16 protein-coding genes are annotated in these 18,095 nt (G+C 42.2%); 14 read left to right on the forward strand and 2 right to left on the reverse strand.

The genetic code is table 11. The annotated features are described in order from the left end of the window. Positions 1-2: 2 nt before the first annotated feature. From IDJ77_RS22165 to IDJ77_RS22225, 13 genes are all read left to right on the forward strand, one after another. A complete protein-coding gene (locus IDJ77_RS22165; RefSeq protein ID WP_191191176.1) occupies positions 3-2,678 on the forward strand; it encodes a multicopper oxidase domain-containing protein in 2,676 nt (891 codons plus the stop codon). A gap of 129 nt (positions 2,679-2,807) precedes the next feature. After that, positions 2,808-3,266 (forward strand): 5-fold beta-flower protein, encoded by a 459-nt coding sequence (locus IDJ77_RS22170; RefSeq protein ID WP_191191177.1) that lies wholly within the window; start codon positions 2,808-2,810, stop codon positions 3,264-3,266. Positions 3,267-3,295: 29 nt separating this feature from the next. Continuing rightward, positions 3,296-3,517 (forward strand): SHOCT domain-containing protein, encoded by a 222-nt coding sequence (locus IDJ77_RS22175; protein WP_191191178.1) that lies wholly within the window; start codon positions 3,296-3,298, stop codon positions 3,515-3,517. Positions 3,518-3,527: 10 nt separating this feature from the next. Continuing rightward, the gene (locus IDJ77_RS22180; protein ID WP_191191179.1) at positions 3,528-5,552 is read left to right on the forward strand and encodes a copper-translocating P-type ATPase; all 2,025 of its coding nucleotides are present in this window, start codon (positions 3,528-3,530) and stop codon (positions 5,550-5,552) included. A 53-nt stretch (positions 5,553-5,605) separates the two neighbouring features. Next, positions 5,606-5,974 (forward strand): HYC_CC_PP family protein, encoded by a 369-nt coding sequence (locus IDJ77_RS22185; RefSeq protein WP_191191180.1) that lies wholly within the window; start codon positions 5,606-5,608, stop codon positions 5,972-5,974. 124 nt (positions 5,975-6,098) lie between these two features. Beyond that, positions 6,099-6,347, forward strand: coding sequence for a heavy metal-binding domain-containing protein (locus IDJ77_RS22190; protein WP_224751194.1), 249 nt, complete (start codon positions 6,099-6,101; stop codon positions 6,345-6,347). A gap of 49 nt (positions 6,348-6,396) precedes the next feature. After that, complete coding sequence (locus IDJ77_RS27875; protein WP_191191181.1) at positions 6,397-7,671, forward strand: efflux RND transporter permease subunit; 1,275 nt, start codon at positions 6,397-6,399, stop codon at positions 7,669-7,671. Further along, complete coding sequence (locus IDJ77_RS27880) at positions 7,668-9,563, forward strand: efflux RND transporter permease subunit (protein WP_191191182.1); 1,896 nt, start codon at positions 7,668-7,670, stop codon at positions 9,561-9,563. The genes IDJ77_RS27875 and IDJ77_RS27880 overlap by 4 nt, the downstream gene beginning before the upstream one ends. Next, positions 9,560-10,783, forward strand: coding sequence for a TolC family protein (locus IDJ77_RS22205; protein ID WP_191191183.1), 1,224 nt, complete (start codon positions 9,560-9,562; stop codon positions 10,781-10,783). The genes IDJ77_RS27880 and IDJ77_RS22205 overlap by 4 nt, the downstream gene beginning before the upstream one ends. Beyond that, the gene (locus IDJ77_RS22210; protein ID WP_191191184.1) at positions 10,758-12,023 is read left to right on the forward strand and encodes an efflux RND transporter periplasmic adaptor subunit; all 1,266 of its coding nucleotides are present in this window, start codon (positions 10,758-10,760) and stop codon (positions 12,021-12,023) included. Before IDJ77_RS22205 ends, IDJ77_RS22210 begins: the two co-directional genes overlap by 26 nt. Next, on the forward strand, positions 12,016-13,218 hold the full coding sequence (locus IDJ77_RS22215) for an efflux RND transporter periplasmic adaptor subunit (RefSeq protein ID WP_191191185.1): 1,203 nt from the start codon (positions 12,016-12,018) through the stop codon (positions 13,216-13,218). The genes IDJ77_RS22210 and IDJ77_RS22215 overlap by 8 nt, the downstream gene beginning before the upstream one ends. A gap of 714 nt (positions 13,219-13,932) precedes the next feature. After that, positions 13,933-14,841, forward strand: coding sequence for a helix-turn-helix domain-containing protein (locus IDJ77_RS22220; RefSeq protein ID WP_191191186.1), 909 nt, complete (start codon positions 13,933-13,935; stop codon positions 14,839-14,841). A 122-nt stretch (positions 14,842-14,963) separates the two neighbouring features. Continuing rightward, the gene (locus IDJ77_RS22225) at positions 14,964-15,695 is read left to right on the forward strand and encodes an SDR family oxidoreductase (RefSeq protein WP_191191187.1); all 732 of its coding nucleotides are present in this window, start codon (positions 14,964-14,966) and stop codon (positions 15,693-15,695) included. Between the two features lie 209 nt (positions 15,696-15,904). Here the strand turns inward: IDJ77_RS22225 and IDJ77_RS22230 are convergent, their stop codons facing one another. Together IDJ77_RS22230 and IDJ77_RS22235 are read right to left on the reverse strand one after the other, a co-directional pair. Next, entirely contained in the window at positions 15,905-16,297 is a 393-nt protein-coding gene (locus IDJ77_RS22230) for an MmcQ/YjbR family DNA-binding protein (RefSeq protein ID WP_191191188.1), read from the reverse strand. A 157-nt stretch (positions 16,298-16,454) separates the two neighbouring features. Beyond that, on the reverse strand, positions 16,455-17,324 hold the full coding sequence (locus IDJ77_RS22235; protein ID WP_191191189.1) for a helix-turn-helix domain-containing protein: 870 nt from the start codon (positions 17,322-17,324) through the stop codon (positions 16,455-16,457). A 136-nt stretch (positions 17,325-17,460) separates the two neighbouring features. Between IDJ77_RS22235 and IDJ77_RS22240 the strand changes: the two genes are divergently transcribed. Then, complete coding sequence (locus IDJ77_RS22240; protein ID WP_191191190.1) at positions 17,461-17,931, forward strand: nuclear transport factor 2 family protein; 471 nt, start codon at positions 17,461-17,463, stop codon at positions 17,929-17,931. Positions 17,932-18,095: the final 164 nt, after the last annotated feature.

Raw genomic sequence — 18,095 nt, forward strand, 5'->3', positions numbered from 1 at the left:
AGATGAAAAAAATATTATTCGTGGCGATAATGCTTTGCTTAAAGCAGTTTGTGTTCGCCCAAAACGATATGCAAAATATGGCTGGTATGCAAAAGCAACAGCCGGTCACTTATACTTGCCCAATGCACCCGGAAATCCATGCGTCCAAGCCGGGTAATTGCCCGAAATGCGGCATGAAACTGGTTAAAGAGAAACCTAAAGCTACACCTAAAAAAGCCACCGTCATGCCAGCGAAGACCCCGGCAAAAAAAGCAGGCGATATGGATGGAATGAAGATGGACGGGATGAAAATGGATCAGGAAAAGCCAGGTGCCGGAAAGCCGGATGGTATGCAAATGCCCAAAGATGCTGGTAAAAAGGCGGATGATATGGGTGGAATGAAAATGGACGACATGAAAATGGGTGATGATAATGAAGCTGCCAATAATATGAAAAGCGCAAAAGAAAAGTTAGGCCCGATTAAAACGCTTATCAATAATGTGCCGCCACGTACAGTTCGTTATGATCTCTACATTGCAGATACCGTTGTCAATTATGGCGGGAAGCCCAAAAGGGCAATCGCGGTGAACGGCAGCATTCCCATGCCGACCCTGACTTTTACCGAAGGCGATACAGCCGAGATCTACGTACATAATAAACTGAAAGAAGAAACATCCCTGCACTGGCACGGGCTCTATTTACCCAACCGTTATGATGGCGTGCCTAATTTGACACAGATGCCAATCATGCCGGGTGAAACCCATTTATATAAATTCCCGATCAAACAACATGGCACCCACTGGTACCACAGCCATACCGGCTTGCAGGAACAGATCGGCATGTACGGTGCTTTTATTATGAATAAGCGGAAAGAATGGAATATCCCGACGTTACCAGTGGTGTTAAGCGAATGGACAAACATGAACCCTAAAGAGGTTGATCGTAGTTTACACGCGGCATCTGACTGGTTCGCCATACAAAAAGGAACGACCCAAAGTTATCTGGAGGCGATCAAATCGGGCCATTTTAAAACTAAAGTGGCAAATGAGTGGAAGCGCATGAATGCGATGGATGTGAGTGATGTTTACTATGATAAGTTTCTGATCAATGGCAAGAATCAAAACGAGCAGCCTCAATATAAAGCCGGGGATAAGGTAAGGCTGCGCATCGCCAATGGGGGTGCGACTTCGTACTTCTGGCTCAAATATGCTGGTGGTAAAGTAACTGTTGTCGCGACTGATGGTAATGACGTTGAACCCGTCGAAGTTGACCGGCTCATCATTGCACCATCTGAAACCTACGATATTGTACTCACTATCCCTGAAAATAAAAGCTATGAATTTTTGGTAACGCCCGAAGACCGTACCAAATCAGCATCCCTTTGGCTGGGAAAAGGGCCAAAAGTATCTGCGGGAAAGATGCCAAAACTCAAATACTTTGCCGGGATGAAGATGATGAACGACATGATGGATATGAGTGGTAACATGGTCCAAATGGAAGGTATGAAGATGCAGAACCAAACAATGGACATGAATACCGTAATGTACCCGGAAATAACAGGATCAGATAAGCCACAGGCAGATGATAAAAAATCTGCCATGCCGGGTATGCAGATGCCGAATGACAAAAGCATGTCAGGTATGAATATGGAACCCGACAATTCAGATATCATTACGCTCAATTACGGGATGCTGCGTGATCCTCATAATACCACTTTATCTAAAGGCCCGATGCGAGAACTCAAATTTGATCTGACCGGGAACATGAACCGTTATGTATGGACGCTGGACAATAAAACGGTATCTGAGTCAGACAAGATCTTGATCAAAAAAGGTGAAAATCTAAGGATCATCCTGTATAATAACAGTATGATGCGCCACCCGATGCACCTACATGGGCATGACTTCCGGGTAATTAACGGGCAGGGTGAAAACGCGCCGATGAAGAACGTGGTGGACATTATGCCGATGGAAAAAGACACCATCGAATTTAACGCGTCTGAACCTGGCGGCGATTGGTTTTTCCACTGCCATATTTTGTACCACATGATGAGCGGTATGGGAAGAATATTCAGTTATGAAAACTCGCCGCCTAACCCGGATGTGCCCGACCCTAAACTGGCGCAACGTATGTTATTTCGGGACGACCAAATGCCGCACCTAATGGGGAAGATCGGACTGGAAAGTAATGGCAGCGACGGGCAGATAATGCTATCTAATACTCGTTGGAAAGCAAGCACCATGTGGCATTTGGGTACTGATGCTATGATGGGCTATGAAAGCGAAACAATGATCGGGCGTTATATTGGGAGAATGCAATGGTTGTATCCATACATTGGCTTTGATTATCATTACAAAGAGTTCAATCCAAAAGAGAAAAACATCTTTGGCAGCGACTATAAAAACCTATTTGGACAGGTCAGCAATAAGGAAAACCGCCATACAGTGGTAGCCGGTGTGACCTATACTTTGCCGATGCTTTTTGTGGCCGATGCGCGAATTGATGGCGACGGTAAATTGCGCTTCCAGTTAGGCCGGGACGATATACCTGTTTCAAGTCGCCTACGCTTTAACATCATGGTGAATACGGATAAGGAATACGCCGCTGGTTTAAGATATATCGTTACTAAGTATTTCTCCTTGTCAACGCATTACGATAGTGACATGGGCATGGGTGGTGGCTTGACGCTGACTTATTGATAAAGTTATAATTGCATGGTTCATAAGTGATAAGGATCACTTATGAACTTGTTGATGGTCAGATAAATATATAGCTGATTAGTGGATTTTTGTGATAGTTAACAATTACTTCTACTAAAAAATCAAATCATGAGAAAACTAAAACTGGTATTGCTGATCGCCTTAACGGTAATGACAAATGTTACCGTAGGTGCATTTGCCCAAACAGTCCGCGATTCTTCCCAGAAAATCTTTATTAATGCAAAGGGAGGGATACATAACCATGCCGGGACAAAACTCGGCTATATTGATAAAAACGATATGGTTAGGGATAACACCAGCAAAGAATTGTATTTTATCGACAAAGACGGTAATGTTATTGGCTCCGACGGACGAAAATTTGGCAGGGCAAAAAAGAATGGATCATACTATAATATCAACGGCGAAAATGTTTTAAACACCAAAGATATTGACAAGGAGAAATGCGCCATTTTAGATCCAAAAGGGCATAATTTCGGAACAACGCACAAAAACTATAAGCTTCATGCTTGCGCCGCGCATTGTTACTGGTTAATGAAGGCGAAGGAAAAAGCAGTCAAAAAATCTTAATTGTTTAACTGATATTAAAATCAAAAATCATGATGTACTACGGAAATTTTGGAGGAATGCACCTGATATGGTGGTTCGTTTGGATGATTATGCTGTTCTGGATATTCGCAACGCCATATGATATTCCGGGCCAGCGTAAGCGGAAAGACACGCCGTTGAATATGCTGCAAAAGCGATTTGCTGCCGGCGAAATTACAACAGAGGAGTACCACGAGAAGAAAAAAATCCTTGAAACGGATTTAGCCAATTAAACGGAAACTTATGGATATGAACAAAATGCCGGAGGGTATGGATCACAGTAAAATGCACAAAGGGCATGACCCGCACATGGGGATGTCAGAGCATGACCACCATTCCATGATGATCGCTGATTTTAAAATGCGGTTTTATGTAGTGCTTGCGCTCACCATTCCTATTATGCTCTTATCAACCATGATACAGCATTTTATGGGGGTTAACTGGCAATTTACTGGTTCATCTTATATTTTGTTTGCCTTGTCCTCAGCAGTGTTTGTTTATGGTGGCTGGCCGTTTTTGACAGGTTTAATTGATGAGGTCAAAGCCAAAAATCCAGGGATGATGTTCCTGATCGGCTTTGCTATAACCGTGGCATATAGCTATAGTGTTGCTATTGTGTTTGGCTTAAAAGGAATGGATTTCTTTTGGGAACTGGCTACGCTTATTCTCATTATGCTTTTAGGGCATTGGATTGAAATGAGGTCTGTGATGGGCGCTTCAAATGAACTGGAGTTATTGGTACAGCTAATGCCTGCCGATGCGCATATGGTCATGCCGGATATGGTACATGATGTCAAAACGGATACTTTAAAAGAGAATGACATTATACTTGTTAAGCCCGGCGAAAAAGTTGCCGCAGACGGTATCATATTGGAAGGCGAAAGTTATCTGAACGAATCCATGCTCACAGGTGAATCGAAGCCGGTACTAAAAGTTAAAGGCGACAAGGTAATCGCTGGTTCGATCAATGGGAATGGCTCTTTTAAAGTTACTGTCTCTCATGCGGCAAAAGATTCCTATTTGTCCCAGGTTGTTAAACTGGTAGATGACGCGCAAAAGTCAAAATCTCAAACCCAGCTTTTAGCAGACACGGCAGCCAAATGGTTAACCGTAATCGCATTGGTAACGGGTATTGGTACATTTCTCTATTGGTATTTGACAGGGCAAACATTAGCTTTTGCAATGGAAAGAATGGTAACGGTAATCGTTATTTGCTGCCCTCATGCTTTGGGCTTGGCTGTGCCATTGGTGGTCGCCAAGTCAACTGCCTTATCAGCTAAACATGGTTTGCTGATTAAAAACCGGACTGCATTTGAGAACGCAAGAAAAATAACAACCATTGTTTTTGATAAGACGGGCACACTTACCGTAGGTAAGTTTGAGGTATCTAAAGTGGTTTCTTTGAAAAAAGATATAAGCGAAAATGAACTGATACGCCTGGCTTCTGCCTTAGAACAAAAATCTGAACACCCAATTGCGACTGGCATCCTGCAAAAAGTAAAAGATTTAAAATTGGCGATTCCCTCAGCAGAGAACTTTAAAGCTATAACTGGGCAGGGCGTTGAAGCGACTGTAGAAGGCAAAAAGCTATTGGTAGTTAGTCCCGGTTACTTAACGGAAAATAAATTAACACTGCCTGATGGTTTTACCGCCAACGATACTGAGACGGTAGTATTTGTCCTGATCGAGCAGAAACTGGCCGGATACATTGCGTTATCAGATGAGATACGTCCCGAATCGGCAGAAGCTGTAAAAACCTTAAAAGCAGAAAATATCAAATCAATCCTGCTAACCGGTGATAATAACAAAGTAGCCGCCAGTGTGAGTAAAACTTTAGGCATGGATAGCTTTATTGCCGAAGTATTGCCGCATCAAAAATTGGAGAAAATAAAAGAATTACAATCCAAAGGTGAGTTTGTAGCAATGACCGGGGACGGTGTAAATGATGCTCCTGCGCTTGCTCAGGCGGATATTGGTATTGCCGTTGGTTCGGGAAGCGATATAGCCGCAGAGACAGCCGGAATCGTTTTAGTGAACAGCAATCCCAAAGATATTGTTAGCCTGGTCTTATTTGGTAAAGCGACTTATCGGAAGATGATCCAGAACCTGGCCTGGGCGACTGGGTATAATGTTGTAGCGCTGCCATTAGCAGCAGGTGTGTTATTTAAAGAAGGGATTATATTAAGCCCGGCAGCGGGCGCTGTTTTAATGACGGTTAGTACGGTGGTAGTTGCTATTAATGCAAGTCTGTTAAAAGTAAAATCTTAATAACAGAAATAACAGTGAAGGATTCATATAAATTTATAAGTATATTCGTAATAATGAAACGCTCCACGCTTATCTTATTAACGGCTATTTACCTTTTATCCGTGGTGGGTATAGGGGTAAACCGTTTTTATTGCTGCGGTAAACTCACTTCTATCGAGTTAACTTATGCGGTAACTGACCATACCGATAAGGATAATTGCTGTAAGAATGATGTTAAGTCCTTCAAAGTAAAGGACACACACGTTAACTCCACCTCTTTTGCTTTAAGTGATCTTTCGCCGGTTATCCTGCCTTCATTGAGCACCTGGAATGTTACAATCCCTGTAAATGAACAAATAGCAACAATCGGCTACCAAAGCCACGCCCCACCGGGGCATCTTCCGATACCGATTTATACTTTAAACTGCACCTACAGAATCTGACCTGTATTTTCTTCTTAGCCCGTACCTTCTGTACCCGGCTATACTTCCCTTGTAATCCATCTTAATTCATAACCGTGTATAGGTTTTGCCTATGCTATTTATTCATTTTTAAATTTCAAAACTCATGAAAAAAGCAATGCTGATGGCAATAGCCATCCTGTTTTCTGCCGCGACCGTTTTTGCCGCAAACTCTACAAATCCCGTGTCCGACACTACTCAAACCAAAAAAATAAAGCCGGCTAAAGTACTATACACCTGTACCATGCACCCGGAAGTATTGAGTGACAAGCCCGGTAAATGCCCGAAGTGCGGTATGACCCTGGTTAAAAAAGTTGATGCCAAAAAGAAACCGGCAGCAAAAATGAGAATGTAATTCATTCAGCCCTCTGCCAACCGGCGGAGGGCTGATTAAAGCAATTAAGATGATTAACCAATTGATCAGCCTGTCTTTAAAAAACAGGTATCTTGTACTGCTGGCTGCCATTGGGCTTTTTGCCTGGGGCGTTTATGCAGTTCGTGAAAACCCTATCGATGCCATTCCCGACCTGTCGGAGAACCAGGTGATCGTTTTTACCGAATGGCAGGGCCGCAGCCCGCAGGTCATGGAAGACCAGGTGACCTACCCGCTGGTGAGCAACCTGCAAGGCATCCCAAAAGTTCGGGCGATCCGCGCCACTTCCATGTTCGGAATGAGCTTTGTCTATATTGTGTTTGAAGATAAAGCCGATGTGTATTGGGCGCGAAGCCGGGTACTGGAACGGCTGAATTATGCGCAGCGTTTACTGCCGCAGGGTATTACCCCAACACTTGGGCCGGATGGTACGGGTGTCGGCCATATTCTTTGGTACACGCTGGATGCCAAAAACATGGATCTGGGTGAACAAAGGGCTTTACAGGACTGGTATGTAAAACTGGGTTTGCAAACCGTTCCCGGCGTAAGTGAAGTTGCCTCTTTTGGCGGCTTTGAAAAGCAATACCAAGTGACCATTGACCCTAATAAACTCAACTATTATCATATCCCGCTATCGCAGGTATTGAGATCCATCAAAAGCAATAACAACGATGTGGGCGGGCGCAAGTTTGAAATGAACGGCACCGGTTATATTGTCCGGGGGCTGGGCTATATTAAAAGCTTGGCTGATGTGGAAAGCATCCCGGTCGGCGTGATCAATACCATCCCGGTCAAGATCAAAGATATTGCCACCGTGCAAATGGGCGGCGATGAACGTTTGGGCATTTTTGACCAAAACGGCAATGGTGAGGCGGTTGGGGGGATTGTAGTGATGCGCTATGGGGAGAATGCGGACAAGGTGATCCATGCGGTTAAAACTAAAATGGAAGATATTCAAAAAGGCTTGCCTGCTGGTGTTAAATTCAAGATCGCTTATGACCGCAGCGAACTGATCGAAAATGCGGTTGGTTCGGTTAAGCACACGCTTATCGAAGAAATGATCACGGTATCTATTATCGTTATCCTGTTCTTATTGAGTATTAAAAGTGCATTAAGCATTATCATCCAAATACCGATCACCATCGCGGCCAGCTTTATTTTGCTTAACGCAATTGGCATATCATCCAATATCATGTCGCTAACCGGTATCGCCTTAGCCATTGGGGTGATCGTGGATAACGGCATCGTGATGGTCGAAAACTCGCACCGGAACTTATCTATTGCACAAGAAAAAGAAAAATCATGACCACAGCAGAACGACTTAAGATTATAGAAGCATCTTGTAAACAGGTGGGCCGTGGCGTGTTCTTTTCGACACTCATCATCGTCGCTTCGTTTCTCCCGGTATTTTTACTGGAGGGACAGGAGGGCAAATTGTTTGGGCCGCTTGCCTGGACAAAAACATTTATACTGGCTATTGACGCGATACTTGCGGTGACGCTGGCACCCGTGTTGATCTCCTTTTTTCTGAAAGGCAAATTGAGAACGGACGATCATAACCCGCTTAACCGGGGACTGGAAAGAATTTACCGACCGGTACTTAACTGGTGCGTAACCTGGCGTAAAACCACTATCGGCATTAATATCGTTGCCTTACTCGTTAGCGTACCGCTTTTGCTTTCTTTGGGTAGTGAATTTATGCCGCCACTAGATGAAGGAACAATACTTTTTATGCCGGTCACCCAACCAGATGTATCCAATGCCCAGGCTAAACAGTTGTTACAGGTACAGGATAAGATTATCAAAAGCGTACCCGAAGTAGCCAATGTGTTGGGCAAAGCGGGCCGGGCAAATACGGCTACCGACAATTCGCCCATAAGTATGACGGAAACCATTGTATTACTGAAACCTAAAAGTGAATGGCGGCCAGGTATCAGGAAAGAAGATATTATCAATGAACTGAATGCCAAATTGCAGATCCCCGGTGTGGTGAACGGCTGGACACAGCCGATCATTAACCGCATCAATATGCTCTCCACCGGTATCCGTACCGATGTAGGCTTAAAAGTGTACGGTCAGAATCTCGACACCATTAACGCACTATCCACCAAAATGAAACAAGCTTTGATTGGTTTAGATGGCGTAAAAGATCTTTATGTTGATCCCATCACGGGTGGTAAATACCTGGATATACAAGTAAATAAAGATGCCATCGGAAGATATGGTTTGAGTGTAGATGATGTAAACGAAATAGTTGAAAGCGCATTGGGTGGTATGAATTTGACTACGACCGTAGAGGGCAGGCAGCGTTTCAGCGTTAACGCAAGGCTGGCACAGGATTACCGTAGTAATTTGGAAGCCATCAAACGAACATTGGTGCAGACCATGAATAACGGCCCTATACCCTTATCATCGGTAGCCGATATTAAGATTAGCGATGGCCCGGCGATGATCCAATCGGAAAATGCCTTGTTGCGTGGAACGGTATTGTTTAATGTACGCGACCGTGATTTGGGCAGTACGGTTAAGGAAGCGCAGGACAGGTTAAATACGATGGTTAAAACACTGCCCAAAGGCTATTACATCGAATGGAGCGGCCAGTATGAGAACCTGATCCGGGCGGAACATACCTTAAAAATGATCTTGCCGATTGTGCTCATCATTATTTTCGCTTGTTTGTTTTTCGCGTTTCATTCGATCCGGGAAGCTTTTTTTAGCCTGATCTCTATTCCATTCGCGTTAATTGGCGGGGCTTATATGGTTTACTTCTTCGGGGTGCATCTATCGGTTGCGGTGGCTGTCGGCTTTATAGCGTTGTTTGGGATAGCAGTCGAAACGGGTATCGTGATGGTGATCTATTTGAACGATGCCATGCAGCAATTGGTAGCCCTGAAAGGCAATTCAAAGGAAACGATTACCAAAGCCGATCTGCGGGAATACGTCATGAATGGTGCGGTCAAACGCTTACGTCCAAAACTGATGACGGTTTGTGTCGCCCTGTTTGGCTTAGTGCCAGTACTATGGGCAACCGGTACAGGAAGCGATGTGATGCAGCCTATCGTACTACCGATGATTGGCGGGGTATTGACCTCTTCTACCCATATTTTATTGGTAACACCGCTCATCTTTTTGATGGTGAAAGAATACGAGCTCAGGAAACATGGTAAACTGGAAGTATTGGAGGTAAAGGAATCATGAAAAAATATCAGATCATACTAACAGGCCTTTTATGTGCTGCAAACTTGGCGAACGCTCAACGTTTGCCGTTAGATAGCGTATTAGCCCGCGTAGCCAATAATCCGGCTTTGCTGGCTTACGATGCCAAAGGTAGCGCACAGGATGCCTATGCTACAGGTGCAAGAAGCCTGGATGCGCCAAAAGTCAGTGCGGGCCAGTATCAGGTTCCGTATCAGCTTAACCCGACCGGTGGAGCCTTTATGATCCAGGCCGAGCAGATGTTCACCAATCCGGCTAAGCTAAAAGCGAAGGAGGATTATATGAAAGGCTTATCCAATGTCACTAAGGAAGATAAGAATTACCTGAAAAATCAACTGATCGCCCAAGCCAGGCAATACTACTATGAACGGGTGGTGCTGGAAAAAAAACTGATGCAGTTAGAGAACACACAAAACCTGTTGGAGTATATGCTGAAAGATGCCAATATCCGGCTGACCTATGGAAAGGAAAAACTGCCTAATATTTATAGGGCCAAAGCGGACCTATTCGAATTGGATAATACCCGTGAACAATTGAATAATGAGATCAGCCAAAGGAACATCATGCTCAATACATTGATGAACCGAGCGCAACAAACTGCTTTTACTGTCGACACGACTATCGTAGTAAAGGATTATGAAACAGTTACTACAGATACGGCAACACTGGCCGGGTCGCGAAGCGATATCAAAGGGATCAATCGTAATATCGAATTACAGCAACTTAATTCACAAATGGAGTACTCCAAGCGCAAGCCAGATTTCGGGATACAGGCGGGGCATATGCAAAACTACGGCGGTATGGCCAATCAATATATTTTAATGGGTTCGGTTACCATTCCTATTGTACCCTGGGCATCTAAAGAATATAAGGCTAACTTAAAGGGTATCCGCTACGAAGTGCAGGAATTGCAACAAAAGAAATTATATATCCTAAACCAAGCAGAAGGGCAACTTGAAGGCTATCGGACCGATATGAGCAGCAAAAAAAGGCAGTTGAGGAATTACCAGCTAAACATTATTCCTGCCCTGCAAAATACTTATAAAACGTCTTTACAGGCTTACGAGCAAAATACCGGCGATCTGCCATCTGTACTGGACGGGATAAAAAGCTTGCAAGCGGCAAGAATGGCGGCATTGGACCGCTTACAGGAATTATTAACCTTACAGGTAGCTTATGAAAGGGAATATGAGAAGTATTAAAGTGCTCATCTTATCCTTAGCTGTAATGTTAGTGGTAAGTGCCTGCGAAAATAAGAAACCTGCGTCAGTCGCAGCCAGCGCTAAAGCCGATGTGAAATATACCTGCCCGATGCACGCGCAGATTATGGAAGACCATCCGGGCAGCTGTCCGATCTGTGGGATGACATTGGTAAAGAAGTCAGGCCAGGCCAGTGAGGGTGCCGGGATCAGCCTGAATACGGTTTTACAGCCGGTTAATAATAATGTCATTTCTTCGGTTGGCTCGATTACGCCTGTAGAAAAAGTAACCGCTACCGAAATTTTAGCGGATGGTTATTTAGATTTTGATACCCGCACATTTAACAATATTGCTTCCCACTTTTCTGGCCGTATCGAAAAGTTGTATATTAAATACGCTTTCCAGGAGATACATGCCGGGCAGCGCATTTTTGATATTTACAGTCCTGATCTTTTAACCGCACAGCACGATTTGATCTATCTGACCAAAAACTCGGCGCAGGAAATGGAATTGATCGATGCGGCCAGGCAAAAGCTTTTATTGTTGGGCATGACCTTGAATCAAGTTAACCAAGTGGTTAAAACAGGCAAAGCGTTTTACAGTGTCCCTGTCTATAGCACTTATGAGGGTCATGTGCATGATGTGGCGCATAGCCAAATGCCGGGCGCTGCGACAATAGAAACGCCAACCGACTTTACAAATAATTCGCCTTTAGTCATTAAGGAGGGCATGTATGTTACCAAAGGTCAAACACTTTTCAATGTAGTTAACCCGCATCGCTTATGGGCGATCATTAAAGTTAGCCAATCGCAGGCAGGCACTTTAAAATTAAACCAAGCCGTTCAGCTAACATTGCCGGATATGCCTGGTATGCCGATAGAAGGAAGGGTGAATTTTATTGAACCTGTTCTCCAGGGTGGTGATAAAACCACCAGTATCCGGGTATTTCTTGATAACATGGATCATGAATTGAAAGTAAACGCTTTGGTTAAAGCGAGTATCCAAACCGGCACAATCAAAGCTTTGTGGGTACCTAAAACAGCCGTGTTGGATCTGGGAAACACCAAAGTGGTATGGTTAAAACAGGGCGCATCATTTAAAGCGCATGGGGTTAATACCGGGCTTACAAGCAGTAACGACATACAAATAACCAAAGGATTGTTAGCCATGGACAGCCTGGCGGTCAATGCCCAATATTTATCAGACAGCGAAAGTTTTATTAAAACTAAAGGAAATGAATAAGCTCATTTATATAATACTGTTGTTCGCCGTTTTCTTTGCGGCCTGCAATAAAAAGCCAAAACCTATTGTTGACCAGCAAAACAAAGCCTATTATACTTGTTCCATGCACCCGCAGGTGCATGAGGATCATGATGGCAACTGCCCGATTTGCGGTATGAAGCTAATTAGGGTTGAGTTGACAGATGCCGCCAGCGCCAATACGATCACTTTAAACGCTACGCAATTACTACTTGCCGGGATACAAACGGACACCATTCGGGAAGAAAATACAGGTATCGAAAAAACATTGAGCGGTACAGTTACGACAAATGAAAACACTTCGGCAGAGTTCAGCGCTAGGTTACCCGGGCGGGTACAGCAATTGTTTGTCCGGGCTGTTGGCGAAAAGGTAACGATAGGTCAACCAGTCTATTCGCTTTACAGTGAAGATCTGCAGGAAGCAGAAAAAGAATACCTATTAGCCAAACAGCAGCAAAAGGTATTACATAACCCCGATATAGATTACAATCAATTGATAAGCGCGGCCGAAAATAAATTGAAATTATGGGGTTTGTCCGTTTCCCAGATCAAAAGTTTAGCAGCTACGCAAAAGGTTGCTGCCACAACCACCATACTAAGTAACGTGACGGGCACGGTTAGTGATATCGCCGTTCACGAGGGTGACTACGTTACTGAAGGTATGACCGTGCTGAAAACACAAGGATTGAACAACCTTTGGGTAGAAGCGCAGCTTTACGCCAGCGAAGCGGAAAACTACAAAGAGAATGCTTTGGTTAATGTTTCTTTTCCTGATCTGGGTGGGCAAATCATCAAAGGCAAGGTCGAATTTATTAACCCGGAACTATCAGAAGCTTCAAAAGTTGACTTGATAAGGATCAGTATTCCCAATCCGCAGGGCTTGATCAGGCCGGGCATGCAAGCTTATATCGCGTTATCAGGTGGAAATAACCGTTCTTTAGCCGTGTCGGCTTCGGCTATCCTGACCAATAGCAACGGCAGCGTAGTTTGGGTGAAAAATACGAATGGTAGCTTTTCACCGAGAATGATCAAGACCGGGGCGGGTAATCAAAATTATCTCCCTATTTTATCGGGCGTTAGTGCTGGTGATGTGGTGGTTACCATTGGTGCTTATTTACTCAACAGTGAGGCCATCTTTAAAAAAGGGAGTGATCAGATGGATGGCATGAAGATGTAAGATCTAACCAGTTGACAGGCGGGTTCTGACCAATCAACTAAATGAACTTTAGGAGACCCACAAGGCGCCATTTTTAATAACCAAGCCTGTCTGAATTTTTTAGACAGTGGTTTAACGCCGTTCAAAAAATAAATAAACAGTTTACTTCTGCATGAGTAATTCCGGTTCGAAACTTATTCGGTTTCTGTTTCATTAAAGTGCTTCAATTGTTTAAAATGCGCATTTGCTCAATAAGTTGGTTCGAAATCTGCCCGATTACGGGATATAAATGCTTACGCAATAGTCACGACATATTGCATTAAACGTTCACTTTTAAAACTCACTGAGGAAGGCTCTTTTCAGGAGGGTATTGTTGTTTTCACCCAATGATTCCAAAGTTAAGATGATAGGATGGATATTCCGGGAGGTCTAACCATCCTATTCCATGTCGCAGATTCATATAATTGTGTAAACTATATAAGCAAACGAGCATAGGAAATTAGGCAATAAGCTTGTCCAAAGTGTTTCGGAATGATTTGACAGAGGCTCTGGAATTATGTGGTTAATGCCTCCGGAATGTCCATCATACCGCATTACCAATTAGATAAGACAGGAAAAAATACCTCGAAGCAGTAACTAAATGGTTACGTCCCAAACGCGATAATTCGGACACAATAAGTGCCACCAATCCCAGCATCAATTAAATTTTTATACTTTTTTTACCTACTTTAGTATATGATAATAGCTGATGATTCATCTTCTACTGCTCCCTCCAAATCCTCTGCAATATCAGACAGTATTAAAAATGATGCAGATAATTTTCATATACAGGATCTGAGCATAGCTGATAACCCCATTTTTTCATTTGAATATAGTAGGAAGGTATTTTACACCGCCACTTTATTGCAAGGGGAATACCGACTTGAATTTGAAGATAGAAACATTGATATTTCGGGCAACTCATTACTTTTTACCACTACCAAGATTCCTTTTGGGATACACGCGACTGGTTTGGGATACTCCGGGATCAGCTGCATGTTTAAAGAGGAGTTTATTACTAAAGCTAACAGTGGTTATCGTTTACTTGAATTCCCAATCTATAAACCAGGCAGGCAGAACGTCTACTCGCTTACCGAAGAGCAAACGAAAGATTTTATTGATATCTACCTTAAAATATTCAATGAAAAACAAGTAAATAGCGCCTTTAACGTTAATCTGCAACGCACTTATTTACTTGAAATCATTTTTAATGCACAAAACCTAGCTCCGGCTAACTCTTTCGTAAAAACAAATAATACGACCGAGGTGATCGCCTGTTCCTTCATCAGATTATTAGAATCGCAGTTTCCCATAGAATCCCCGCAGCATGCGATCAAATTTAAAACGTCAAAAGATTTCGCAGACAGCCTGTCGCTCCATCCCAATTATTTGAACCGCCAGGTAAAATTATCTAAAGGAAGGACCGTAAGTGAGATCATCGCAGCAAGGCTTGTTCAGGAGGCTAAGATCTTATTAAAATTAACCAACTGGAACATTGCGGAGATCTCCTCTGCACTCGGTTTCGAGGAGCCTTCCCATTTTAATTTGTTTTTTAAAAAGAACGCAAACAGTTCTCCTACAGATTACAGAAAATTCCATAAGTAATAGTTCGCTATTTTAAAGATCCGAAACATTAAGTTTGATTTTAGTAAGGATTGGTTTTATATGCGCTAACACCGGCGTTACTATCCGTTCTACCTTTGTATCGTTTTAAACAATTTACAAACATGACAAAGATAGCATTAGTGACCGGTGCCAATAAGGGCATAGGTTTTGAAACAGCGAAACAACTTGCACAACATAACATTAAGGTTTTATTAGGGGCAAGAAATGAAACTGAAGGTAAAAAAGCAGAAGCAGTTTTACAGGGCTTGTCGTTAGACGTTACCTACATAAAACTGGATATTAGTGATTCGGCTGATATAGAAAACGTTAAAAACTACATTGAAGGCGAGTACGGCGCATTGGACATCCTGGTGAACAACGCAGCCGTATTTTTAGACAGTGCATGGTTCGGAAATAACACCGAAACCGTTACATTACAAACTCTTCGTGATACTTTTGACATTAATTATTTTGGAACAGTGGAGCTGACCCAGGCTTTATTGCCGGCGATTAAAAAAAGCGAGGCGGGGCGTATTGTGAACATCAGCAGCGTTTCTGGTTCCTTTGGCGTTCATTTGAATGAAGCTCATTGGCTGTACGCTTTAAAACCGTATGCTTACAGTGCATCAAAAACAGCTTTAAACCAGTTTACAGTTTTTCTGGCTCACGCACTTCGCGAAACTAAAATAAAAGTAAACGTGGCAAATCCTGGCTGGGTTAAAACATCAATTGGCTCAGATCAAGCGCCACTTACACCTGAAGACGGTGCGAAAACAGGCGTAGCATTAGCCCTGCTGGATAACAATGGACCAACGGGTACTTTTTCAGAGTCTGGCGAGGTCTTACCATGGTAAATACTGAGCCATATTTTATACCCGAAATATGAAGTTATACTTATTTGAGTAAGGCCGGTTTGTTTACCCGGATATTTTAACGCCCTTACCGGTGCCGGGTTATTTGATCCGGACGGAAAATGTTAAAATATCCGGGCAGATACCAGGTTCCCGGAAAAATTTATACGCGATTAAACCCTTGTGAGATATGACAAATATTCTTCAGGAGTTTATTTTATCATATTATTTTGAACTTTTATCAGGCTCTTCTGCTGTTTTTTAGTCAACCCCGCAACAATCAAATCATACGAATCCTGAACTAAAGATTCAATTTTGCTTTTTGGAACATCCTTTTTAAAATGAACACTTATCCAATGGTCTTTATTCATATGATAGCCTGGAGTAATCCCTTCGTATTCATATTGAAGCCGTTTTGATTCCATTGGATCGCATTTCAGATCACAAAAATCAAACTCTTCGATATTCACAAAGCAAAACCATTTATCCACTACACTAAAAGTCAATATGTTTTTATCATAATCGGAAGTTGCTTTGTTAAAGGGCATTTTATCATGAGCCCCTTTGAATGACAAACAGTATGCTCTAAATTCTTCGATATTCATAGTAGCATGTTTTTCTTTTTAATTTGTCATGGTTCGAAAAAAAGAGTTTAGTACTCTTCACTCCAAAATTATATAATAACCCGCCTACCTTTAAATACATATAAGGATTAAAGTGTCACTTTTCAGGACTATTGAAGCTGAATCGCTTCTTTAGGAGTTAACAATTATTTCTAAATTCTTTTGGTGTCATACCAGTATGTTTGCGGAACATACGAATGAAATAAGACGGGGTTTCGATATTGAGTCTATCACTTATTTCAGCAATAGACAAACTGGTGTAGTTGAGTAAATTTTTAGATTCACCTATTGTTTTATTTAATATGAATTTTTTAGCTGTTGATCCCAAAACCTCTTTTGCTATTTTGTTCAGGTAGTTGGTTGTGATAAATAACTTATCCGCATAAAATGAAAGATCACGATTTGTCATAAAATTAGCATCCACCAAACTGGTAAACGATTCAATATACCGGTTTATGATTGTAACTTGCTTTTGTTCGGAATTCTTCAAGGCTCTCAATTCGCAATTTCCCAACAGACTTAAAATAAGGTATAACAAGGCCCTTAAAATATCGGTGTTACAATCAGCTACTTTTAATATTTCAGATCTTAGGGAATTCAAATGTTGCAGAAGTATCTCAAATTGATCTTCATTTGCAGTTAATAATGGCGATGGACGGCGAACTTGTAGGTAACTAAGATTTCTTAAAAAATACCTATCCATGAAAAAGGAAAGAAGAAAGTCCTCTTCAAAGACTAATGCATAACCCTCAAGTTTAGTATTTTCTTGCCAACTCCACACTTGCCCTGGAATTGAGCACACAATATCGCCCCGCTTTACCATCATTTTGGAATCGTTAATAACCAATTCTTCATTGCCTTCGACAATAAATGTTAAGTCAAAATAAGATAAGCGGTGGGTTGGATTTTTTTCGATAAACCTTTTGAAATCTTTGATTGCAACCACGTCAATAGGTAAATCGATACCATATTTTTTTCGGTAGAAATTATATTGATGTATCGATTTCATTCAGCAATTAGTTTTCAGTCTATAAAAGTAGTGTTAATATAAAAACCTGTCCTGAAAAGTGACATTTCTTTCCGTTAAAATTCATATATGACCGTTAGTAACAAGCTAATTTTGTACAGGTAAAACATCGCTTATTATGAAAGAAAAAGAATCAAACAAAGTCTGGGATTATCAAAATGATGATGAGAGAGCCAGGGCAGATTATATAATAGGGTTGGAAGAATCGGCACTTGAAAAGTGGTTTAATGGTGATATATCGGGCTATGAACGGCTTTGGTCAAAACGCAGCTTTACGTATTTTGATGCTGTAGAAACAAAGCGTATGGAGCGGTTTGAAGACATGGCCTCTCTGTTAAAAAAGGTTGAAGGAAATTTAAAGGCGGAAAGCTTCGAGGTTCGTGACCCAAGAGTGCAGTTTGGGCAAGATATGGCAGTATTAACTTATCAGCTTTTTGCCAAAACAAACTTGGTAGATGTGGATTATAATTGCATTGAAGTATTTCAAAAAGAAAACGACGATGAATGGTATGTGATCCATTCAACATGGTCAATAATACGTCCCATGGATATGGACTTCAGTGTTTTTAAAGGCAAAGAAATTGTTTAATGCAAACATTTTACAGGAATTAGCTTTTAAAAATTGTACCTGGATATTTTTAGATACCAGTGTATAATGGAATAAAAATGCTATTTGGGATGAGGTATGGGTGCCGATTGCCTTTGACAAATTCCCAATTTGGAGCTGACAAGCTTCATCACCAGACCGGCTAA

Source organism: Mucilaginibacter pankratovii, from assembly GCF_014773265.1.
GTDB lineage: Bacteria > Bacteroidota > Bacteroidia > Sphingobacteriales > Sphingobacteriaceae > Mucilaginibacter > Mucilaginibacter pankratovii.